The sequence below is a fragment of the Baekduia sp. Peel2402 genome, assembly GCF_052567285.1.
This window is the reverse complement of the sequence record NZ_CP199582.1, coordinates 3,480,913-3,502,502: the sequence shown is the minus strand read 5'-3', so window position 1 is coordinate 3,502,502 and position 21,590 is coordinate 3,480,913. Positions and strand designations below refer to the sequence as shown.

Here is a 21,590-nt window from a genome sequence, read left to right as displayed (position 1 = left end):
CTTCACAGTGCCCGCGCCCATCCCCGCCACCGAGGTCCGCCACCGCGTGCAGACCGCGATGGCGACGCTTGTAGCCGAGAAGGGCTACGCGATGGTCACGATCGACGACATCGCCCGCGCCGCACGGATCTCCAAGCGCACGTTCTACGACCACTACGTCGACAAGCAGGACTGCCTCCTGGCGGCCTACGACGCAGCGGCCGGCCAGGTGCTGTCGGCGGCGCAGCGCGCGGCGGACGCCGCGGCGGACGAGGACGCCGTCACCCGCGTCGAAGCGGTGATATCGACCTACCTGAAGGCCTTGGCGGCGCGCCCCGAGATGACGCGCGTGTTCCACGTCGAGATCCAGGCCGCCGGCGCCGAGGCGCTGCGACGCCATCTCGCGGTCGACCTCGAGTACGTGGCCTTGCTGCAGCGGATCGTCCGCGAGGACGGTGGCTCGTTGCCGCGCGCCAACGCGATCGCCGCACTCGGCGCGGTACATGAGCTCGTCCTGCATGCGGTCGCCGACGAGCGTACGGCGCGGCTGCCGACGCTCCTGGCCACCGTCCGCCCGGTGCTGCACGCGACGCTGGCGGATGCAGGATCACGCGCACGCGCGAGTAACTAAGCGAATCTGGGTACCGGGAGCACCGCGACACCCGCGGTCTCGGCGTGTTGTCACCCACAGACGCAATCAAGATCCCATCGGGAGGGACAATGCACCTTAAGAACATCCGCGCAGCGGGAGCGATGGCGCTTGCCATCGCAGCGCTGCTGCCGGCGGCGGCACAAGCCGCCACCGCACCGGGGGTGGCGACCGGCGGCGCCGCCAACGTCGCCCAGCAGACCGCGCGCCTCACGGGGTCGGTCGACCCCAACGCCGCGGCGACAACGTTCCAGTTCCAGTATGGGACGACCAGCGCCTACGGGTCGGTCACGCCCGAGCAGACGATCGCCGGGGACGGCAAGAAGACCATCACCGCCGACGTCGGCGGCCTCGCACCTGCGACGACCTACCACTTCCGGTTGATCGCGCGCAACAGCAAGGGGCTGACCAAGGGCGCCGACAAGACGTTCAAGACCAAGGTCCAGCCCCTGGGCGTGACCTTCGCCGCGACGCCCAACCCGCTCCTGCCGGGCGGGACGACGACGCTCGCCGGCCAGCTCACCGGCACCGGCAACGGCGGCAAGGAGGTCGTGTTGCAGTCCAACCCGTTCCCCTACACCCAGGGGTTCAAGCAGGACGGCAACAAGCTCGTGACCGCTGCCGACGGGACGTTCAACTTCGGCCTCAAGGGCGTCGCGTTCAACACCCAGTACCGGGTGGCGCTGCCATCCAAGCCGTCGGTGGTCTCGCCGATCGTCGTCGTCTCCGTCGCCGTGCGGGTCTCGACGAAGCTCGGCTCGCACACCGTCACCCGCGGTCACTCGCTGACCTTCAAGGGCACCATCCAGCCCGCGGTCGACGGCACGCCCATCGCCATCCAGAAGTTGAACTCCAAGAAGCACTGGGTGACGGTCGCGGGGACCGCGGCGCGACACAGCAGCTCCAAGACCTCCACCTACTCCAAGAAGGTCAAGATCCGCTCCGGCGGCAAGTACCGCGTCTACGCGGGCGTGGTCAACGGGATGTACGTGCCCAACACGGGCGCGACGGTGACGATCCACACGCGCTGAGCGCCTGAGGACACTTCGGCAGCGACGACGGGCGGGCGATGACGCCCGCCCGTCGCGTTGCTGAAACGCGACGGCAACAAAGGGGTCGCGGAAGGGAAACGGTCGTCCAGCATCGTGGCCGGCCATGAGCGCGACGATCGAGATGGGTGCGGCACCTGCCGCGAGTGGTGCCAAGGGCCGCCGAGGGCATTGGATCGATGAGTGGGAGCCCGAGGACGAGGCGTTCTGGGAGGCGACCGGGAAGCAGGTCGCCAAACGGAACTTGGTGTGGTCGGTCTTCGCCGAGCATCTGGGGTTCTGCATCTGGTCGATCTGGGCGATCGTTGTCATCAACCTGTCCAACATCGGGATCACGTTGTCGATCTCGGAGATGTTCTGGCTGACCGCGACGCCGAACCTGATCGGCTCGGCCCTGCGGATCCCGTACACGTTCGCGCTGCCGCGGTTCGGCGGCCGGAACTGGACGTTCACGAGCGCGGTGCTGCTGCTGGTCCCGGCGCTGCTGCTGGCGATCGTGGTGCCGTCGGGCTGGCTGGCCGATCAGGCACACGACACGCAGATGCTGGTGCTGGTGCTGTGCGCGGCGACGGCCGGGGTCGGCGGCGGAAACTTCTCCTCCTCGATGGCCAACATCTCGTTCTTCTATCCGGACGGCAAGAAGGGGCTGGCGCTCGGGGTCAACGCCGCGGGCGGCAACCTGGGCGTCGCGGTCACGCAGCTCGTGGTGCCGTTGGTGATCATCATCGGCGTCTCCGGCGCGGCCGTGAAGCTGCCCCAGCACGAGGTCCATCTCGCATATGCGGGGCTGCTGTTCGTCCCGTTCATCGTCGTCGCCGCGATCGGCGCGCTAAAGCGCATGGACTCGCTCACGCAGGCCAAGACCGACACCACGGCCTACAAGAACGCAGTTCGCCAGCCGCAGACGTGGATCATGTCCTTGCTCTACATCGGCACGTTCGGATCGTTCATCGGGTACTCGTTCGCGCTGCCGTTGGTCATCAAGAACACGTTTCCCGAGTTCCTGGCCGCGCATCCGTTCATCGCCACCTACTTGGCCGGGCTGGGCTTTGCCGGCGCGCTCGTCGGCTCGCTCGCGCGACCGCTGGGCGGCCTGCTGTCTGACCGCATCGGCGGCGCGCGTGTCACGCTGGCGTGCTTTGCCGGAATGGCGCTGGCCACGCTGGTGGCCATCGCCGGCGTCAGCGCCCACTCGTTCACCCTGTTCTTCGCCTCCTACATGGTGATCTTCCTCCTGGCCGGGACGGGCAACGGCTCGACCTACCGAATGATCCCGGCGATCTTTGCGACGCTCGGCCAGCGCCACGGTGGAGACCGCGAGACCGTGTTGTCGTTCAAGCGGCAGACGGCGGCGGTGATCGGGATCGCCGGCGCGGTCGGCGCGTTCGGCGGCTTCCTGATCCAGGTCGTCTTCCGGCAGGCGTCGCTCGACGTGTCAGCGCTCGTCAAGGCCGCGACGACGCCGGCTGAGAAGGCGCAGATCGCGACCGCCCACCAGGACTGGTCGATCGCGGCTCTGTGGGTCTTCGTCGGCGCCTACCTCGTCTTCGCCGCGATGACCTACATCTTCTACCTGCGCCGCTCGAGCGCCCTTCGCGGCGTCTAGATCTAGCCCACCAGCGCGTCGAGTGCTGCGGCGGCCCGGCCGTCGTCCAGCGCCGCCTCGCAGCGGCGCAGGGCGTCGGCCGGGTCGTTCGTCGTTCCGGCGGCGATCACCTTCACCGCGGCGGAGAGGACGACCGCGACGCGCGCTGGGCCGTCGATCTCGCCGGTGACGATCGCCCTGGTCAGGTCGGCGGTGACGCGCGGGTCGCAGTCGCCGCGCAGGACCAGGCCCAGGCGCTCGGGCAGGTCGACCGGGCCGCCCGCGTGCGATAGGACGGCGACCGGGCGACCTGGGCGCAGGACATCGGAGCCTTCGATCCCCCGCAACGCGATCGCGCGATCCGCGCCGAGCCGCTCCAGCGCGCCGAGCAGGCGGCCGGCATAGGACCCGTGCGTGTGGCCGACGACGAAGCGCCGCGCGCCGAACCAGTCCACCAGCTTCTCGGCGGAGTGGATCGGACCGCGCAGGCCGACCTCATCGCGGATCGCGGCCAGGTCGTCCCAGCCGGCGATCGCCTCGCCGACGTGGACGACGGTCATACCCGCGCGGGTGAGCATCGCCTCGGAGTCCTCGGTGGTCGGGCGCGCCGGACCGCCCAACGCTGCCAGCACGTCGGCGACCGTGATCCCGTGCTTCGGGCCCAAGCGGCCGCCGCACGCGGTGATGACGGAGACGCCCGCGCCTGCGGCACACAACGCGGCGGCGAGGGACAACGGCGGCGCGTCGGCGATCCCGTCGAAGGCGCCGGACGAGCAGACGAGCGGACGATCCGCCCCGGATGGCGGGCGCAACGCGCTGGCGCGATCGCGCAGCGCCTGCGTGATCCCTGCCAGCTCCTCCGCCGCCTCGCCCTTGACGCGCAACCCAATCAAGAACGCGCCCGCCTGCGCCGGTGAGACCTCGCCGCTCAGCAGCGCCAGCCCCGCCTCGCGCGCCTCGTCGAACGTCAGGTCCCGCGAGCCGCGCGGGCCCGTCGCCACCGCCTTGATCACCGTCCGGAACCCCGCGTACCCCGCGCGGCCCCGCGTCGGTGCCGAGATGTCGCTCATCGCGCCTCCCCTTCGAACCGGTACCCGACCGACCGCACGGTCTTGATCCGCCCGGCGTGCTCAGCCCCCAACTTGGCCCGAACCCGTCGTACGTGGACGTCGACCGTCCGCGCGCCGCCGTAGTAGTCAAACCCCCAGACACGGCTTAGCAGCGCCTCGCGGCTGAACACGCGCCCCGGATGCGTCACCAAGAACTTCAACAACTCGTACTCCATGTAGGTGAAGTCGACCGGTGACGCGCCCACCGCCACCTGGTAGGTCGCGAGGTTGACCTCGAGCGACCCGACCCGGACGACGTTGTCGTCCGGCACGCCGTTGACCCGCCGCCGCGCCCGCGCGATCCGCGCCCGCAGCTCGGCCGCACGCAGCGGCAGGATGATCAACTCATGGCCTTCATGAACGGCGGCCGCCCCGGCGTCGAGCTCCGCGCCATCGATCGCCACGACGACCGGCACGTCGCCGAGGTCCTCGTCGCCTTCGAGCCGCGCACACAGCCCCGGGTCGCTCAACACTAGCGCCAAGTCGGGCGGCCGCGGCGGCGAGCCGCCGTCGCCTTCGGGTCGCAGCGACCCGTTGGCCGAGACCTTGCGCGGCGCGAAGCCCAGCTCCGCCAGCAGTCGCGCGACGTCCGAGGCGATCTCGTCCACCGACTCGTCCGTGTAGATCCAGGCTTCCGCCACGCGCGTGTCAGCCCCTACAACAACCGCAGGAAGCGCTCCAGCTCCCAGGTCGAGACGGTGGCCTGGTAGGCGTCCCACTCGGCACGCTTGTTAGCCACCACCAGGTCGACCAGACGGTCGCCGAGCGTCTCACGCGCCAGATCGGAGGCCTCGAACAGCGCGGTCGCTTCGCGCAGATCGGCCGGCAGCAGCGGCGCCTCACCACCATCTCCATCGCCTTCGGCCTCCGGCGGCAGCTGGTAGCCACGCTCGATCCCGCGCAGCCCAGCCGCCAGGATCAACGCCAACGACAAGTATGGGTTCGCCCCCGGGTCCGGCGAGCGCAGCTCGATCCGCGACGCGGTCTCCCGCGACGGCCGCGACGAGGGCACCCGCACCAGCCCCGCACCGCCGGTCCGCGTCCACTGCACCCGCCGTGGCGCCTCGAAGCCGTTCATCAAGCGCTTGTAGGAGTTGACCCACTGGTTGGTCAGCAGCGTCAGCTCGCCCGCGTGCGCAAGGATCCCGGCCAGGAACTGCCGGCCGATCGGTGCCAGCGGCGTCGACGGATCCGGATCGTGGAAGGCGTTGCGGTCGCCATCGAAGAGCGACAGGTGCAGGTGCATGCCGCTGCCGGCGTGCTCCTGCAGCGGCTTGGGCATGAACGTCGCAAACAACCCCAACTCGCTCGCGACCTCCTTCACCGTCAGGCGGAACGTCGTGATCGCGTCGGCCATCGACAGCGCGTCGGTGTGCGTGAGCTGGATCTCGTGCTGCGACGGCGCCACCTCGTGATGCGACGCCTTCACCGGGATCCCGAGCTGCTCGAGGTGCCCGATCGTGCGGCGACGGAAGTCCGACCCCTCGTCCAGAGGCGTGAGGTCGAAGTAGGCGCCGTCATCCAGCGGCTGCGGCACGGCCGCGCCGTCCGGCCCGTCGGCAAACAGGAAGAACTCGATCTCGGCGCCGACCTGCACGGTCCAGCCGAGGTCGGCGACTTGGGCGAGCACGCGCGCCAGCGCATCCCGCGAGTCGGCCGCAAACGACGACCCGTCGGGCTCGCGCACCGTGCAGAACATCCGACCAACCGCACCGTCGCGCCACGGCAACAGCGCGAACGTCGACGGGTCGGGGTAGGCGATGACGTCGCGCTCGCGGCGGCGCGCCGCGCCCTCAAGCGACGACCCGTCCAGCCCCACCCCGTCCTCGAGCGCGGCCTCCAACTCCGACGAGGGCACCGCGAGCGATTTCAGGATCCCGAGCACGTCCACGAACCACAGCCGGACGAATCGGACGCCGCGCTCCTCGGCCGTGCGCAGGACATATGTGTCTCGGGGACCCATGCGAGGTCCTTGACGGTGTCAGCGATGTGGCGCATGCACATCCTCCGGCGGGTCGGAACTCGTTCGCCCCACGGTCGAGTGGCCGTAATCGAGCCGAAACAGAGCGGTCCATGGCGGGAAACGCGCAGCCCTGACCATCCCATGGGCGTGACGACCGCCGCGACCCCCACCCTCTGCCCGTACTGCGGGACCGGCTGCGGCCTCGCGGTCGAGGTCGACGGCGGCCGCGTGCGAGCGGTGAAGGGCGACCCGCGCCATCCGGTCAACCGCGGCCGGACGTGCCGCAAGCCGCTGGAGCTCGGCTCCGCAGTCCACGCCGCGGACCGGCCGACGGTGCCGCTCGTGCGCGCGGCGCGCGACCTGCCGTTCGCCGCAGCGTCCTGGGACGACGCGCTGGGCGGGGTGGCGGCCAAGCTGCGCGCGATCATCGACGAGGACGGCCCCGACGCGGTCGCGTTCTACATCTCGGGTCAGCTCCTGACCGAGGACTACTACGCGGTCAACAAGCTCGCCAAGGGCTTCATCGCCACCAACAACGTCGACTCCAACTCGCGGCTGTGCATGTCCAGCGCGGTCGCGGGCTACACGGGCGCGTTCGGATCGGACGGTCCGCCGCCGGCCTACGCGGACCTCGCCCAGGCCGACTGCATCATGTTGCTTGGCTCCAACACCGCGGCTTGCCATCCGATCGTGTGGTCGCGAATCCGGGACCGCCAGGCCGAGGGCGCGCGGGTGATCGTGGTCGACCCGCGCACCACGCCGACCGCCGCGGCCTCCGACCTGCACCTGCCGGTCCGACCCGGGACCGACCTGCCGTTGTTGAACGCCATGCTCTGCGTGCTAGAGCGCGACGGGCTGATCGACGAGGCGTTTGTCGCGCGGCACACCAGCGGCTTCGAGGAGACGATGGCGGTGGCGCGTGAGTGGCCGGTGGAGCGCGCGGCGGAGGTATGCGGCGTCCGCGGCGAGGACATCGAGCGCGCCGCCGAGCTGTTCGGGACCGCGGGCGCGGCGATGACCTTGTGGTCGATGGGCGCCAACCAGTCGGCGGTCGGCACGCTGAAGAACCGCGCGCTGATCAACCTCTGCCTGGCGACCGGAAACCTCGGGCGGCCGGGCTGCGGGCCGCTGTCGCTGACCGGGCAGCCCAATGCCATGGGCGGTCGCGAAGTTGGTGGCCTTGCGCACCTGCTACCCGGCTACCGCCGCGTCGACGTCGCGGAGGACCGCGCCGCGATGGAGGCGCACTGGGGCCTGCCGGACGGCACGCTGAGCGCGGCGCCCGGCTACACCGCCACCGAGCTCGTCGACGCGCTGCTCGACGGCCGTGTCCGCGCCGTGCTCGTCGCGGCGACCAACCCGGTGGTGTCGCTCCCCGACGGCGGCCGCGTGCGTGAGGCGTTCGAGCGCGCGGAGCTGGTCGTCGTCCAGGACTGCCACCACCCGACCGAGACCAGCGCGCTGGCGCATGTCGTCCTGCCCGCCGCGGCGTGGCCCGAGAAGGAGGGGTCGATGACGTCGTCGGAGCGGCGCGTCGGCCTCGTGCGCAAGCTGCTCGACGCGCCCGGCGAGGCACGGCCCGACTGGGAGATCTACGCCGGGCTGGCGCGCGCGATGGGTTTCGGCGACGCGTTCGCGTGGCCAGATGCCGCCGCGGTCTACGACGAGTGGGCGGCGTGCACGGCGGGGCGCGTGTGTGACGTGTCCGGGCTGTCGCACGAACGGCTGCGGCGCGAGGGGTCGGTGCAGTGGCCGGCGCCGGCGAGCGTGGGCGAGCCGCATGACGGCACCGTCCGCCTGTACGCCGACCGCCGCGTGCCGACGCCGGACGGGCGCGCGCGGTTCGGCCCGGCACCGCACACCGCGCCCGCGGACGCGACGACGGGTCCTGAAGGCGAGTTCCCCTTCATGTTGACCACGGGGCGTGTCGCCGACCAGTGGCACACGATGTCGCGCACGGGCAAGTCCTCCACCTTGCGCGCGGCGGCAGGCCGGCCGACCGTGAGCGTGCACCCGGAGGACGCGGCAGCGTGCGGGCTGCGCGAAGGCGAGGACGTTCGCGTGCGATCGCGACGCGGCGAGGTCGTGCTGGCGGCGTCGTTCGATGCCGGCCTACCGCGCGGCGTCGCGTTCGCGCCGTTTCACTGGGGCACGCTGCACGCCCCGCCGGGCGCCGGGCAGCTCAACGCGGTCGCTCACGCGACGGTCGACCCGACCTCCAAGCAACCTGAGTTGAAGGCCATCGCGGTGGCGCTGGAGCCGGCGCGCGGACGGGCGGCGGCGCGGCGGCAGGGCGAGCGGGGTGACGCAGGCGCGCGACGCCTGGTCGTCATCGGCACCGGCATGGCCGCGCTGGCAACGGTCGAGGAGCTGCTCGAGCGCGATCCCACCGGCTGGCGGATCACGATGCTCGGCGAGGAGCCCGGCCCGGTCTACAACCGCATCATGTTGTCCAAGCTGCTGGCAGGCGAGTGCGGGCCGGGCGACCTGGAGGTCAAGCCGCTGGCCTGGTACGCCCAGCGCGGGATCGACCTGCGCGGCGGCTGCCAGCGGCGGCGATCGACACCACCAACAAGCTCGTGCGCGACGTCGCGGGCGGCGAGCATCCCTACGACGCGCTGGTGGTCGCCACCGGCTCGCGCGCGTTCGTCCCGCCGATCCCGGGCGCCGAGCTGCCGCACGTCGGCGTCTTTCGCACCTGGGGCGACGTCGCGTCGCTGACCGGGACGCCGGTCGCCGGTCGTGACGCGGTCGTCCTCGGCGGCGGGCTGCTCGGCCTGGAGGCCGCAGCCGGACTGCACGCGCGCGGCGCGCGGGTCACGGTCGTCGAGCCCGCCCCGCGGCTGATGGGGCGCCAGCTGGACGACGCGGCGGCGGGGATGCTCGGTGCCGCGCTGCGCGCCCGCGGGATCGCCCAGCGCGTCGGCGTCCTGCCCGAGCGGATCGAGGCCGGCCGCGTGATGCTCGACGGCGGCGAGACACTCCCTGCCGACCTCGTGATCGTCGCCGCCGGCGTGCGCCCGGAGACCGCGCTCGCGCGTGACGCCGGCCTGGCGGTCGAGCGCGGCATCGTCGTGGACGACACGCTGCGGGCGACCGCGCCCGGCGTCTTCGCCGTCGGCGAGTGCGCCGAGCACCAAGGCATGGTGTACGGGTTGTGGGCGCCGCTGGCCGAGCAGGCGCGCGTGGCCGGCGCGACGATCGCTGGCGACCCGGCCGCGTTCCTGCCCCAGACGACGGCGACGGTGCTGAAGGTCGGCGGCATGGACGTCTACGCGGGCGGCGTCGCCGACCCGGGCGAAGGCCACGACGAGGTCACGCTGCGCGACACGCGCTCGGGCCGCTACCGCAAGCTCGTGCTCGACGGGGACCGGCTCGTCGGCGCGATCCTGATCGGCGACGTCGCCGACGCGCGCCGCTGCACCGCGGCGCTGAAGTCTGCGGACGCGACAGATCCCACGCTGGTCGACGGCGGCTTCGCGCAAGGCGAGCCGCCGCCGCCGTCGCCGGAGACCACGGTCTGTTCCTGCAACGCCGTCACCGCAGGCGAGATCGACACCGCGATCGCCGCGCGCGGGCTGACGACGCTGGCCGGCGTCGCGAAGACCACCCGCGCGTCGACCGGGTGCGGCGGCTGCGCCGGCGAGGTCCGCGCGATCCTCGAGCGCCACCGTTCATCGGCCCGAAACAGAAGCGACCAGGACCCGAAATCCCCGTCACCCACCATGGCGGCATGAGCGACTCGATCGTGGTCATCGGCGGGGGCATCGCGGGCCTGGGCGTCTGCGAGGCGGTGCGCGAGCGCGACGCGCTGGTGCCGCTGACGCTGATCTGCGCCGAGCCGCAGCTCCCCTACGACCGCGTGCGGCTGTCGGAGATCCTGGTGTCGGGCGCGTCGGCCGAGAGCCTGCGGCTGCGTCCGGAGGAGTGGTTCGAAGACCACCATGTCGACGTGCGGCTGGGCGCGTGGGTCGCCCACGTCGACGCCGGCGCGCGCACGATCGTGCTGGCCGGCGGCGAGGAGATCGCCTACGGGTCGCTCGTCCTGGCGACCGGCTCCAACGCGCTGATGCCGCCGATCCCGGGCATCGACCAAGACCATGTCCATGCCTTTCGCGGTCCGGAGGACTGCGAGGCGATTCGGGCCGCCGCCGGGACCGCGAAGCGTGCCGCGGTGATCGGCGGCGGCCTGCTCGGCCTGGAGGCCGCGCGCGGGATCGCGGCGCAGGGCTGCGACGTCACGGTCGTCCACCTCATGGACCGGCTGATGGAGCGCCAGCTCGACGCCGGATCCGCGGGGTTGCTTCAGGACGCGCTCGAGATGGACGTGGAGCTGCGCCGCCAGACGCAGGAGATCGCGGCCGACCGGCTGCGCTTCGCCGACGGCGACGAGCTGGAGGCCGACCTGGTGGTGGTCTCGATCGGGATCTCGCCCGAGACGACGCTGGGGCGTGCCGCGGGCGCTGAGGTCAACCGCGGGATCGTGGTCGATGACGCGCTGCGGACGTCGCTGGCGAACGTGTGGGCGGTCGGCGAGTGCGCCGAGCACCGCGGGCTCGTCCACGGGCTGGTCGCGCCGATCCTGGAGCAGACGCGCGTCGCCGCTGCGGCGCTGCTCGGCGATAGCGGCGCCATCTACGAGGGCTCGATCCCCTCGACCAAGTTGAAGGTCGCGGGCGTCGACCTGTTCACGGTCGGCGATGCCGAGGGCGACGGGCAGGCCGTCGTGACCGACGTCGCCGAGGGGATCTACCGCAAGCTGGCGCTGCGCGACGGCGTCGCGTGCGGCGCGATCCTCCTCGGCGACCTGCGCGGCGCCGAGGCGCTCTCCTCGCTGGTGCGCAAACGCGAGCCGGTCGATGATGCCCTGGCGACGCTGGCCGCGTCGCTCGAAGCCGGCCCGGCCGAGATGGCCGACGACGTCCAGGTCTGCAACTGCAACGGCGTCTGCAAGGGCGACATCATGCGGTCGGTCACCCAGGACGGCGCGTCGACGCCGCGCGAGGTGATGGCGATGACGCGCGCCGGGACCGGCTGCGGGTCGTGCAAGCCGTTGGTGGTGGACATCGTCGCGCTGGCCTGCGGCGGCGAGGTCGCCGACGAGCCCGCCTACCTCTGCCCGTGCCAGCGCCAGACGCGAGAGGATCTGGCGGCGGTCATCCGCGAGCAAGGTCTCGAGTCGGTGTCGGAGGTCTCACAGGCGTGCGGAACCGGGCGCGAGTGCGGCGCGTGCAAGCCGGGGCTGGCGTACCTGGTGAGCGAGATCAACGCCAACCGCCACCGCGAGGAGCGCGACGCGCGCTTCATCAACGACCGTGTCCACGGCAACATCCAGAAAGACGGGACGTTCAGCGTGGTGCCGCGGATGCGCGGCGGCGTGACGACGCCCGCGGAGCTCCGGCGGATCGCCGACGTTGCCGAGAAGTACGAGATCCCGCTGGTGAAGGTCACCGGCGGGCAGCGAATCGACCTACTCGGCGTGCGCAAGCAAGACCTCCCGAAGATCTGGGACGAGCTGGGAATGCCGTCAGGCCACGCGTATGCGAAGGCCGTTCGCACGGTGAAGACCTGCGTGGGGTCGGACTTCTGCCGCTTCGGGCTGACGGACTCGATGGGCACCGGGATCGAGATGGAGCAGGCTTGGGAAGGGCTGCACACGCCGGCCAAGGTCAAGGGCGGCGTGAGCGGCTGCGCGCGCAACTGCGCCGAGGCGACGATCAAGGACATTGGCTTGGTCGCGGTTGGCGACGACCAGTGGCAGGTGCGGGTCGGCGGCGCGGCAGGCGGCAACGTGCGCGAGGCCGACGTGCTGTGCACGGTCGACTCGCGCGCCGAGGCGCTGCGCGTGTCCACGACGTTCCTCCAGTACTACCGCGAGAACGCGGACTTCAAGGAGCGCACCTATGACTTCGTGCCGCGGATCGGGCTGGACGCGATCCGCGCGGCCGTGATGGATCCCGAGACCGGCGCCGCGCTGCGCGAGCGCTTCCGGCTGGCTAAGGCTGCCGCGACCGACCCGTGGCTGGAGCGCCGCGAGCCCTACCACCCCAACCAGTTCAAGAACCCCGACGACGAGGACGACGACGCCGGTGAGCCGCTGCTCGTCGGCCCGCCCTCCGGAGGAGCGCGATGACCCCGCTGACCTACGCCTGCCACGTCGACGACATCCCGCCCGGCGAGGGCCGGACCGTGCGCGTCGACGGCCACCGCGTCGCGGTCTTCCGCACGGCCACCGGCTGGTACGCGATCGACCACGCCTGCCCGCATGCGGGCGGGCCGCTGGCCGATGGCATCGCCGCCGACTGCTCGGTGATCTGCCCGCTGCACGAGCGCCGCTTCGCGCTGGACACCGGCGCGCCGATCGGCCATGACGGCCCCGGCGTCAGCGCGCACCACGTCGAGGTGCGCGGCGACGCGGTGTTCGTGGCGATCGGCGTCCCGGCCGCGGTGCCGACGGCCGCGTAGCGCGCAGGTCAGCCCGGGCCGGAGTTCGAGCCGGAGCGATCCTCGCCGGAGCCGGAAGACCCGGAGCCCGAGCCTGACGAGTCGTCGTCGCCCGAGCCCTTGCCGGACGAGTCGTCGCCACCGCCGTGGTCGTCCTCGACGGTCGGCGTGGTCGCCGCGGGTTCCGGCGCGGTCGTGAGAACCTCGTCCTGCTCGATGGAGGTTGTGCGGCGGTCGTCGGTCGTGGCGGCCGGCGTGGTCGTCGGGGCCGTGGCGGTGTCGGAGGCGTCCTCGTCGCCGGTGCCGACGGTGAGCGCGACGCCGAGGGCGACCGCGATGATCAGGGCCACCAAGCCGATGGCGAGCCCGCCGATGCCTTTGCGCTTGCGCATCCTGTTGCCGGAGTACCCCTCAGGCGAATCGCTCAACATGGAGGTGCGACGCGGGGACGCCGAGGCTGGCAAGCGCCCGCGAGACGTCGTCGGCGAACGCCGCACCGCCGCAGACCAGGACGTTGCGCGCCGCCGCATCGTCGGGCAGCAGGCGGGCCAGGAGCGACGCGTCGATCCGCCCGCGCTCGCCGGGCCAATCGTCGCCGGCGCGGCTGAGGACGTGGACGACGTCGAGGTCCAGGCGCTCGCGCAGCGCGTCGACCTCCTCGCGAAAGGTGATGTCCTGCGGCGTGCGGTTGCCGACGAGCAGCGTGATCGCCCGCCGGTCGCCGCGGTCGGCCAGCGTGCGCAGGAGCGCCATCGCGGGCGTGATCCCGATCCCCGCGCAGACGCAGAGGTACCCGGCGTCAGGCAGGGCCGGGCGGAAGGAGCCGTGCGGGCCGTCGAGCAGGACGCGGGTCCCGGGCGCCAGCTCGCGGGCGTGCGCGGTGAAGTCGCCCAGCGCCTTTACCGTCACCTGCGGGCGGCTTGGGTCCTCAGCGCTGGAGCTGAGGGAGAACGGGTGCTCGCTGAGCGCGTAGGGCGCATGCGCGAGCTTTAGCCACGCGAACTGGCCGGGCGCGAAGCGCAGGCCGTCGTGGCCGTCGGCGCGCAACGCGAGCGTGACCGCGTCGCCGTTTTCGGCCCGCACGTCCTCGAGCACGTACGGCCGCCCGGCCGCCGCGAACGGCCGCCCCACGCGCAGGATGAACGCGCCCAGCGCGGCGGCCAGGACGACCAGCAGCGCGACGCCGCGTAATGAGCCCAGCGACAGGTAGCGCCCGACGCCGAGCACGTGCGCGACCGACGCGCCGACGACCGCCAGCCCGAGCGTCAGGTGCACGAACCGCCAGCCCTCGTAGCTCAGCGCCAACCGCTGCCGGATCGTGGACGACGCGAGCAGTAGGAGCAGGGCGACCAGCGCGCCGACCCCCGCAACGGCGCGCCACGGCGCGCTCAGCGGGTTCAAGAGCGACAACTTGCTCGGGTCGTCGACCATCAACACGACGACGTGGACCACAATCAACCCCGCCGCGGCGATCCCCATCTCCTTGTGGAACCGCAGGAGGACGTCGATCCCAAAGGGCTCGGTGAAGATCCGTGCCCGCGCCGGGAGCACGAGCTGGAGCGCCAGCACCACCAGCGCCGCAAACCCCAGCGCGGCGGCGAACGCGATCGCCGCGGTCAACCCCTCGCCCGGCCGGCTGACCAGCAGGAACGCCATCGGGGCGAGGACGGCGAACACGTAGCCGCCGAGCAGCAGGGTCCGTCGGGCGCCGGGCATCGTCCGAGCAGTGCTTCCCGCGCGCGCGAGCCGTCAAGCATTCGGTGAAGGGCGCTGAGTGCGCGTTGCCGGAACGGCACGACCTGCGCCCCTGGCTCTGGCGGTTGAGATCACCGACCAGTGAGATGCAATGCGTTCCCTGACCCTTTCTCGAAAACCAGGAGAGTCCCATGCGCAGTTCGATGCGCCTCGCCGTCCTGACGGTGGGGCTGCTCTCGCTGTTCGCCGTCGCCTCCACCGCCGCCAGCGCGGTAACGTGGCACAACAGCGGCGACACGGCGTTCACGGCCACGGCGGGCGCGCCCAGCTTCTCGTCGACTGGCACCTCGCTCAGCTGCACGTCGGCGACGCTGTCGGGCACCGCGCCGGCGACGACTGTCGGCCTTCTCTACACCATGTCGGCGACTGGCTCCTACAACGGATGCTCGATCGCGGGCACCAGCATGAGCGTCGAGTGCAGCTACAAGTTCACTGGCACGGCCCAGCACGGGAACACCACAACTGGGTCGACCGACGTGACTTGCGGGTTCTACAGCTTCAACTCAAAGCTCTGCCACGTCGCCGGTGCGCGGCCGTCGACGTACGTGAGTCCCTCGGGGAGCGGGATCGGGGTGCTGACGCTGAGCACTTCCAACCTGATCATCAGCAACGGGTCCTCCGGGACGTGCCTCCTCGGCGACAACGACGTGATCGAGTTCGCGCCGCAGATCTACGGCGTCACGTCCGGCACCGGCGGTCCGCGGCTGACGCGGACTGCATAAGACGGTCGCGGGGCCGGAGCTTCTGGCAAGCTCCGGCCCTGCATGATCGACGCGCTATTGAGGCACCTGGAGCTGGACGAGCGGCCGGCGGCGGACGCCGCGGGGCTGGCGGTCGTGCACCGGCGGTTCCTGGAGCGAGTCTCCTACGACGGGCTGACGGCGCAGCTCGGCGAGCACACGCCGCTGGAGGCCGACCGGCTCGTCGAGCGGCTGCTCGCCACCGGCCGCGGTGGCTACTGCTTTGAGATCAACACGGTGTTGGCCGCGTTGTTGGAGGGGTTGGGCTTTGAGGTCGAGCGGCGCGAGGGCGTAGTCGACGCGCGAGAGGCGTTCGCCGGCGGCGCGCCAACCAACCACCAGGCGTTGGTCGTACGCGCCGCGGGCGAGGCCTTCATCTGCGACGCCGGATGGGGAGAGGGGTTCCTGGAGCCGCTGGCGCTGGCGCCCGGGACGTCCTCGCGCGGATCGCTCGAGTGGGTGGTCGAGCGGACGCAGGACGGTGGGTGGTGGGTCCAGCAGCACATGTGGGGATCGACGCCAGGCTTTCGGTTCGGGGATGAGGTCGTCGCGACGAGCGTCTACGAGCCACACCACGTGCGGCTGGCGACGACGCCCGACTCGTCCTTCGTCCAGACGCTGGTGGTGCAGAAGCCGCTCGACGACCGGATCGTCACGCTGCGCGCACGGACGCTGAGCGAGAAAGGACCGGACGTCGACGTCAAGCGCGTGCTGGACGAAGAGGCGTTCGCCCAGGCGTTGACCGAGACGTTCAACATCAACCTCGACGCGGCGCGCGTCGCCCGCCTGTGGAACAACGCGCGCGCCCAGCACGACGCCTTTACGCGCTCGGCATCGTCTCCGGGGTCGGCGGGACCGTCACCGGCGCCACCTGCGTCAGCCTGAAGCCGTTGCCGAACGGGTCGCGGAAGCCGCAGTCGACGCCGTAGAACACGTCCTCGGGCTCGGACGTGAACTCCACGCCGCGCGCCTTCAACTCCTCATAGGACGCGCGGCAGTCGTCGGTCTGGACGATGATGCCGTTCAGCCCGCCCAAGGCCATCATCTCGCGGATCTTCGGCGCCAGGTCGGGTCGGACGTCCGGGTTGATCAGTGAGATCTCGAAGTCGTCCTGGCCGGGCGCGCCGACCGTCACCCAGCGCCAATCGCCGTAGGTGACATCGCCGCGCAGCTCAAAGCCGAGCTTGTTCGTGTACCACTCGAGCGCCTCGTCCTGGTCGCCGACCATCGCGCAGAGGATTCCGACATGGAGCTTGTTCATGGGCACGACGGTACGCCGCCGCGCCCCGCCGCGCTTATCGAATCCTGCTGTCCGGGACCGCGCGCGGACGCATCCACTCGCGCCGGAAACAGCCGGGAATCCGCGCCAGTAGCTCGGCCTCGCGCGCCTGCTCGCGAAACGCCGTCGGCGACGTGCCGACGGTCCGCTTGAACGTCGCGCTGAACGAGCCCAGCGAGGTGTAGCCCACCGCCGCGCAGATCTCCCCGACGGTCAGCTCGGTTAGCCGCAGCAGCTCTTGGGCCCGCTCGATCCGTCGCGTCTGCAGGTACTGGTGCGGCGTCTCGCCGAAGACCTCCTTGAACGACCGCGAGAAGTGCGCGGTCGACACGTGCGCGCGGCGCGCCATCGCGCCGACGTCGGTCTCCGGATCGGCGTAGGCGAGGTCGGCGTGGTCGCGGGCGCGCAGCAGGTGACGCGCGGTGGGAGCGGCGGACGGCACGCCTTCGATCACACCACGACGAGAGCCTGTCGGCAAGCGCGGCCGGTCAGGACGTCCCGTGCAGGCGGGCGAGCTTGAGCGCCAGCTCCAGCGAGAGCAGGTCCTCGTCGGCCAGGACCAGGTCGGTGAGCGCTTCGATCCGATCCAGGCGCTGACGCAGCGTGTTGGTGTGGATGTACAGGGCGCGCGCCGTCGCGGCCAGGGCGCCGCGGTCGCCGAGGTGGCGCTCCAGCGTCCGCAGCAGCTCGGTGCGGCGCTTGGCGTCGTAGGCCGCGAGCGTCGCGATCGCCCGCGCATGGCGCTCGTCGGGCGCGTGGCCGGACGGGAGCTGCGCGAGGTAGCGGTAGACACCGAGGTCGCCGTAGCCGCGCGACCCGCCGTCCGGCGCCACCGCGCGCGCGACCTGCGCGGCGGACGTCGCCTCCGACAGGCCACGCTCGTCGCCGGCCAGCCCTCGACGGGGCTCGGACCGCCCGCCCGCGAGGCGCTCCTCGCGGGCCAGGCGATCCAGCTCGGCGTCGATCCTCGCCAACTCGTCGGGCGCGCCGACCGGCAGCAGCGCGCGCAGGCGCTCGTCGCCCGGGTCGCAGAGCGTGCCCGGGACGACACGCCGCAGCCGCGCCTCCGCGCGCGCGGCGACCTCCGGCCAGCGCGGGTCGGGGTCGCCGCCGAGCGGCTCCAGTACGGCGACCACATGGGGTCGGTCGAGGTCGTGGCCCGCGGCGCGCGCGCGGGACTCGGCCGCCTGCGGACGGCCCTCCACGAGCGCGTCGAAGAGATCGCGGACGAGGTGCTCCTCGGTCAGCCGCTCGATCAGCTCGGCCTTCTGCAGCACGACGGCCAGGTGCTTGCCGACCGCGCTCAGCAGCCGCTGCTCCTCGTCGTCGAACGGCGCCGCGCGCTCGGCCACGAGCATCCCGACGTCGACGGCCCCGGCGGTCAGCGCCGCGACGAGCGCGCGCTCGCTGGGCACGATCCGCGACGGCCGCGTGCCCGCGAACGGGTCGCGCGGGCTCGCGTACGCCGGCTCCAGGAGGCCGCCGTCAGCGTCGGCCAGGTGCAGGCGGCAGGCGTCGGCGCCCAGCAGCCGCCGCACGCCCGCGCAGACGACGCGGTAGAGCTCTTCGCGCCGCGTGGCGGTCGCGATCTCCTGGGTCAGCTCGGTCAGGGCCGACAGCCGCGCGGCCTGATCGCGCGCGGCCTCGTACCGCAGCGCGTTGTCGACGGCGCCCGCGACGAGCCGCGCCACGTGCGCGAGCAGGTCGCCGGCCTCTTGGCCGAGCTCGCGCGGCGCCTCGCCGCGCAGGACGACGACGCCGATCGCCTCCGCGCCGTCGCGGCCCGGCAGCGGCGCCGTGACCGTCGACCCGGCGCCGTCCTCGTCCAACCCGGGGACGTGTCGCATCCCCGGGTCGTCGTCGAGCCCCATCGCGATCCGGCCGACGTGATGCGCGTGTGCCGGGGACGCAGCGCGCAGCCGCAGCACGTCGCCCTCGCGGAGGTAGATCAAGCAGGCACGGCAGGCGGTCGCCTCGGTCAGGAGGTCGACGATCGCGGCCAGCACGCGCTCGGGCTCTGGACCCTGCGCGGCGACCCCGATCACCTTGTGGAGCGTGTCGCGTCCGAGCGCGACCTCTTCGGTGACGAGCATCAGGACCGCGAACGCTAGGACGGCATGGACCGTTCGCACATGGCCCGGCGGTCGAACATGCGCGGGCCGGCCATCGCCCTGTGGTTGTCCCACTCCTGCCTGCCCGACGCACTACCGTCGTCGCATGGACGTCGTCATCGCCGGTGGACACGGGCAGATCGCGCTGATCTTGGAGCGCCTGCTCGCAGACGAAGGGCACGCGGTCCGGGGGCTGATCCGCAACCCGGACCATGTCGCGGACCTGGAGGAGGCGGGCGCGACCGCGGTCCTCGCCGACCTGGAGGAGGCCGACGTGGACGCGTTGGCCGAGACGATCGGCAGCGCGGACGCGATCGTGTTCGCGGCGGGCGCTGGACCGGGCAGCGGGGCGCAGCGCAAGTGGACGCTGGACTACGCGGGCGCGGTCAAGCTGATGGAGGTCGCGCGGCGCAACGGGATCGACCGCTACGTGATCGTCTCGTCGACAGGCGCCGATCCGGAGGCCGAGGACGACGGCGGGTTCGGCACCTACCTGCGTGCGAAGGGGCAGGCCGACCTCAAGCTCGCGCAATCGGGGTTGTCCTACACCATCGTGCGACCGGGGCGGCTGACCGACGCGGCGCCGACGGGCGCGGTGGACACGTCGAGCGGCAAGGGCGAGATCCCGCGCGCCGACGTCGCCGCGGTGCTCGCGGAAGTCCTCGACACGCCCGGCACCAGCGGCCACACGTTCGAGGTCGTGAGCGGCGACGCGCCAATCGTCGACGCGATCGCGCGGCTCGCGTCAGAGTCCTAACGGTGTTCGTATAGTTGCATAGTCCACCTATCTAGAGTGGACTATGCAATGCCGAACACCCCCTCCCCGAACCCCGCCGCGGCCCTCTCCACGACCTCGCTCGCTCAGGAGCTGGAGGCCGCGTTCGTCGTCCTCTGGGCCGATCTGCTGGCCCGCACCGACGGCGACCTCTCGCGCACCGGCGCATCCGTCCTGAACACCCTCATCGGCGGCCCGCGCCGGGTCACCGAGCTGGCCGCATCCCAGAACGTCGCGCAGCCGACGATGACCGTCGCGGTCCAGCGCTTGGAGACCCGCGGCCTCGTCACGCGCGAACGCGCCGCCGACGACCGCCGCGCCACCAACGTCGTCATCACCGACGAGGGCCGCGCAAAGCTCGCCGGGCGCCATGCCGCCCGCGCCGCCGCGCTCGATGCCCGCATCGCCGCGCTCGACGACGACCAGCGCGCCGCCCTCCAAGCCGCGCTCCCCGCCCTGTCCGCCCTCGCCCACCCGGAGGCCTGACCGCTCATGAACACCAACAAGGAGTCCGACCCTTCGATCTTCCACCAGCCCCGCTCGGTCTACGCCGTCGCCTTCGCGTGCGTCGTGGCGTTCATGGGCATCGGGCTGGTCGATCCGATCCTCCCGTCGATCGCCGAGAACCTCGACGCCAGCCACTCGCAGGTCGAGCTGCTGTTCACCTCCTACTTCGCCGTTATGGCCATTGCCATGCTCAGCACCGGCTGGGTCTCCAGCCGCATCGGCGCACGCCGCACGCTGCTGACCGGCCTCGCGCTCGTCGTCGTCTTCGCCTCGCTAGCTGGCACCTCGGACACGGTCGCGCAGCTCATCGGCTTCCGCGGTGGCTGGGGCCTGGGGAACTCGCTGTTCGCGGCGACCGCGCTGAGCGCGATCGTCGGCGCCGCTTCAGGCGGCGTGGCGAGCGCGATCATCCTCTACGAGGCCGCGCTCGGCCTCGGGCTGGCGTCCGGCCCGCTGCTCGGCGGTGAGCTCGGCGCGCTTTCGTGGCGCGCACCGTTCTTCGGGACCGCCGCGCTGATGGCGATCGGCTTCATCGCGATTGTCGTGTTGTTGAAGGACTCGCCCAAGCCCGCGCGCAAGACGTCGCTCGGCGAGCCGATCCGCGCGCTGGGCCACGGCGGCCTGCGGACGATCGCCTTCACCGCGCTGTTCTACAACTTCGGGTTCTTCACGCTGTTGGCCTTCGCGCCGTTCCCGTTGGCGCTCGGCGTCCACGAGCTCGGTTACGTGTTCTTCGGCTGGGGCGCGATGCTCGCGCTCTTCAGCGTGGTGATCGCGCCGCGGCTGCGCGCGCGGACCGGGACCGTGCCGCTGCTGACCGGCACGCTGCTCGTGTTCGCCGCCTTGTTGTTGGTGATGGGCATCGGCGTCGGCTCGCAGCCGCTGCTGATCGCCGCGGTCCTGATCGGCGGCGCGCTGATCGGCCTGGTCAACACGGTCCTGACCGAGGCGCTGATGCGCGTCGCGCCGGACATCGACCGTCCAGTCGCGAGCGCCGCGTACTCGTTCGTCCGCTTCGGCGGCGGCGCGATCGCGCCGTGGCTGGCGGGCAAGCTGTCGGAGAACGGCAACGAGGCGCTGCCGTTCTACGTGGCTGCCGCGGTCGTCGCGGTGGCGGTCGTCCCGCTGCTGGCCGGCCGCCGCCTGGTGGCCCACGTGGACGCCGATGAGGCGGCGGCTCACGCCGGGGCCAAGATGCCTGCCCCACCGATCGCCCGCCGCGTCGACGATCCCGCCCCGCTGCTGTTGGCCGTCGACGCCTCGCCCGCCGCGGAGCGCGTCACCGCCGAGGCCGCACGCGTCGCGCTGCTGCGCGGTCGACCGGTCCACGTGATGCACGTGCTGGAGACCGACGTCGTCGGCGACGCCGCGATCGCCCGCGAGACCGGCGAGACCGCCCGCGCCACCCTCCGCGCGCGTCTGGACCAGCTCCACCGCGCGGGCGTCGCCGCCGACGGCGAGATCCTCTCGGTCGCCGGCCGCCACCAGGACGTCGCCACCCTCATCGCCCACCGCGCCACCGACACCGGCGCGGGCGTGATCGTCCTCGGCCGCCCCGCCGAGCACATGTCGCTGACGGACCTCGTGACGCGCGAGGCACCGGTCAACGTGCTGGTCGTCGCGTAGACAACCAATAGGGTTCGCG

General features: G+C 72.0%; 19 protein-coding genes and 1 pseudogene. 12 read left to right on the top strand and 8 right to left on the bottom strand.

What is annotated here, in order from left to right; genetic code table 11:
- The first annotated feature begins 7 nt into the window (after positions 1-7).
- The 3 genes from ACT01A_RS17230 (at position 8) to ACT01A_RS17220 (ending at position 3,283) form a co-directional block, all read left to right on the top strand.
- Positions 8-610, top strand: coding sequence for a TetR/AcrR family transcriptional regulator (locus tag ACT01A_RS17230; RefSeq protein WP_445148320.1), 603 nt, complete (start codon positions 8-10; stop codon positions 608-610).
- Between the two features lie 122 nt (positions 611-732).
- Positions 733-1,659, top strand: a complete 927-nt coding sequence (locus ACT01A_RS17225; RefSeq protein ID WP_445148319.1) for a hypothetical protein — start codon at positions 733-735, stop codon at positions 1,657-1,659.
- Positions 1,660-1,783: 124 nt separating this feature from the next.
- Positions 1,784-3,283, top strand: coding sequence for an MFS transporter (locus ACT01A_RS17220; RefSeq protein WP_445148318.1), 1,500 nt, complete (start codon positions 1,784-1,786; stop codon positions 3,281-3,283).
- Between the two features lie 2 nt (positions 3,284-3,285).
- Here ACT01A_RS17220 and ACT01A_RS17215 read toward each other — a convergent pair whose 3' ends face one another.
- Genes ACT01A_RS17215 through ACT01A_RS17205 form a run of 3 tightly spaced genes read right to left on the bottom strand, consistent with a single transcriptional unit; the run spans position 3,286 to position 6,334 of the window.
- On the bottom strand, positions 3,286-4,332 hold the full coding sequence (locus tag ACT01A_RS17215) for an anthranilate phosphoribosyltransferase (protein ID WP_445148317.1): 1,047 nt from the start codon (positions 4,330-4,332) through the stop codon (positions 3,286-3,288).
- The gene (locus ACT01A_RS17210) at positions 4,329-5,012 is read right to left on the bottom strand and encodes a winged helix-turn-helix domain-containing protein (RefSeq protein ID WP_445148316.1); all 684 of its coding nucleotides are present in this window, start codon (positions 5,010-5,012) and stop codon (positions 4,329-4,331) included. The genes ACT01A_RS17215 and ACT01A_RS17210 overlap by 4 nt, the downstream gene beginning before the upstream one ends.
- A 14-nt stretch (positions 5,013-5,026) precedes the next feature.
- The gene (locus ACT01A_RS17205; protein ID WP_445148315.1) at positions 5,027-6,334 is read right to left on the bottom strand and encodes a glutamine synthetase family protein; all 1,308 of its coding nucleotides are present in this window, start codon (positions 6,332-6,334) and stop codon (positions 5,027-5,029) included.
- A gap of 24 nt (positions 6,335-6,358) precedes the next feature.
- Here ACT01A_RS17205 and ACT01A_RS17200 point away from each other — a divergent pair.
- The 4 genes and pseudogenes from ACT01A_RS17200 to nirD form a co-directional block, all read left to right on the top strand.
- Positions 6,359-8,518 (top strand): annotated as a pseudogene (locus ACT01A_RS17200) (molybdopterin oxidoreductase family protein); the annotation flags it as partial.
- Positions 8,519-8,913: 395 nt separating this feature from the next.
- The gene (locus ACT01A_RS17195) at positions 8,914-10,071 is read left to right on the top strand and encodes an FAD-dependent oxidoreductase (RefSeq protein WP_445148314.1); all 1,158 of its coding nucleotides are present in this window, start codon (positions 8,914-8,916) and stop codon (positions 10,069-10,071) included.
- Positions 10,068-12,467, top strand: a complete 2,400-nt coding sequence (gene nirB, locus ACT01A_RS17190; RefSeq protein WP_445148313.1) for a nitrite reductase large subunit NirB — start codon at positions 10,068-10,070, stop codon at positions 12,465-12,467. Before ACT01A_RS17195 ends, nirB begins: the two co-directional genes overlap by 4 nt.
- The gene (gene nirD, locus ACT01A_RS17185; RefSeq protein WP_445148312.1) at positions 12,464-12,799 is read left to right on the top strand and encodes a nitrite reductase small subunit NirD; all 336 of its coding nucleotides are present in this window, start codon (positions 12,464-12,466) and stop codon (positions 12,797-12,799) included. The genes nirB and nirD overlap by 4 nt, the downstream gene beginning before the upstream one ends.
- Before the next feature lie 8 nt (positions 12,800-12,807).
- Here nirD and ACT01A_RS17180 read toward each other — a convergent pair whose 3' ends face one another.
- On the bottom strand, positions 12,808-13,170 hold the full coding sequence (locus ACT01A_RS17180; RefSeq protein WP_445148311.1) for a hypothetical protein: 363 nt from the start codon (positions 13,168-13,170) through the stop codon (positions 12,808-12,810).
- Between the two features lie 19 nt (positions 13,171-13,189).
- Positions 13,190-14,494 carry a ferredoxin reductase family protein gene (locus ACT01A_RS17175; RefSeq protein ID WP_445148310.1) on the bottom strand — a complete coding sequence of 435 codons (1,305 nt, stop codon included), beginning with the start codon at positions 14,492-14,494 and terminating at the stop codon, positions 13,190-13,192.
- Positions 14,495-14,664: 170 nt separating this feature from the next.
- Between ACT01A_RS17175 and ACT01A_RS17170 the strand changes: the two genes are divergently transcribed.
- Complete coding sequence (locus tag ACT01A_RS17170; RefSeq protein WP_445148309.1) at positions 14,665-15,255, top strand: hypothetical protein; 591 nt, start codon at positions 14,665-14,667, stop codon at positions 15,253-15,255.
- Positions 15,256-15,297: 42 nt separating this feature from the next.
- Complete coding sequence (locus tag ACT01A_RS17165; protein WP_445148308.1) at positions 15,298-16,158, top strand: arylamine N-acetyltransferase family protein; 861 nt, start codon at positions 15,298-15,300, stop codon at positions 16,156-16,158.
- Here ACT01A_RS17165 and ACT01A_RS17160 read toward each other — a convergent pair.
- From ACT01A_RS17160 to ACT01A_RS17150, 3 genes are read right to left on the bottom strand one after another with little or no spacing between them, the layout of a single operon-like run.
- Positions 16,094-16,534 carry a VOC family protein gene (locus tag ACT01A_RS17160; RefSeq protein ID WP_445148307.1) on the bottom strand — a complete coding sequence of 147 codons (441 nt, stop codon included), beginning with the start codon at positions 16,532-16,534 and terminating at the stop codon, positions 16,094-16,096. The genes ACT01A_RS17165 and ACT01A_RS17160 overlap by 65 nt on opposite strands.
- A 34-nt stretch (positions 16,535-16,568) precedes the next feature.
- Positions 16,569-16,994: a helix-turn-helix transcriptional regulator gene (locus ACT01A_RS17155; protein ID WP_445148306.1), complete on the bottom strand. Its 426-nt coding sequence runs from the start codon at positions 16,992-16,994 to the stop codon at positions 16,569-16,571.
- Between the two features lie 46 nt (positions 16,995-17,040).
- Positions 17,041-18,645 (bottom strand): helix-turn-helix domain-containing protein, encoded by a 1,605-nt coding sequence (locus tag ACT01A_RS17150; protein WP_445148305.1) that lies wholly within the window; start codon positions 18,643-18,645, stop codon positions 17,041-17,043.
- A gap of 124 nt (positions 18,646-18,769) precedes the next feature.
- Between ACT01A_RS17150 and ACT01A_RS17145 the strand changes: the two genes are divergently transcribed.
- Genes ACT01A_RS17145 through ACT01A_RS17135 form a run of 3 tightly spaced genes read left to right on the top strand, consistent with a single transcriptional unit; the run spans position 18,770 to position 21,571 of the window.
- Complete coding sequence (locus ACT01A_RS17145) at positions 18,770-19,420, top strand: SDR family oxidoreductase (RefSeq protein ID WP_445148304.1); 651 nt, start codon at positions 18,770-18,772, stop codon at positions 19,418-19,420.
- A 48-nt stretch (positions 19,421-19,468) separates the two neighbouring features.
- Entirely contained in the window at positions 19,469-19,924 is a 456-nt protein-coding gene (locus ACT01A_RS17140) for a MarR family winged helix-turn-helix transcriptional regulator (RefSeq protein ID WP_445148303.1), read from the top strand.
- 6 nt (positions 19,925-19,930) lie between these two features.
- On the top strand, positions 19,931-21,571 hold the full coding sequence (locus tag ACT01A_RS17135) for an MFS transporter (protein WP_445148302.1): 1,641 nt from the start codon (positions 19,931-19,933) through the stop codon (positions 21,569-21,571).
- Positions 21,572-21,590 lie beyond the last annotated feature (19 nt).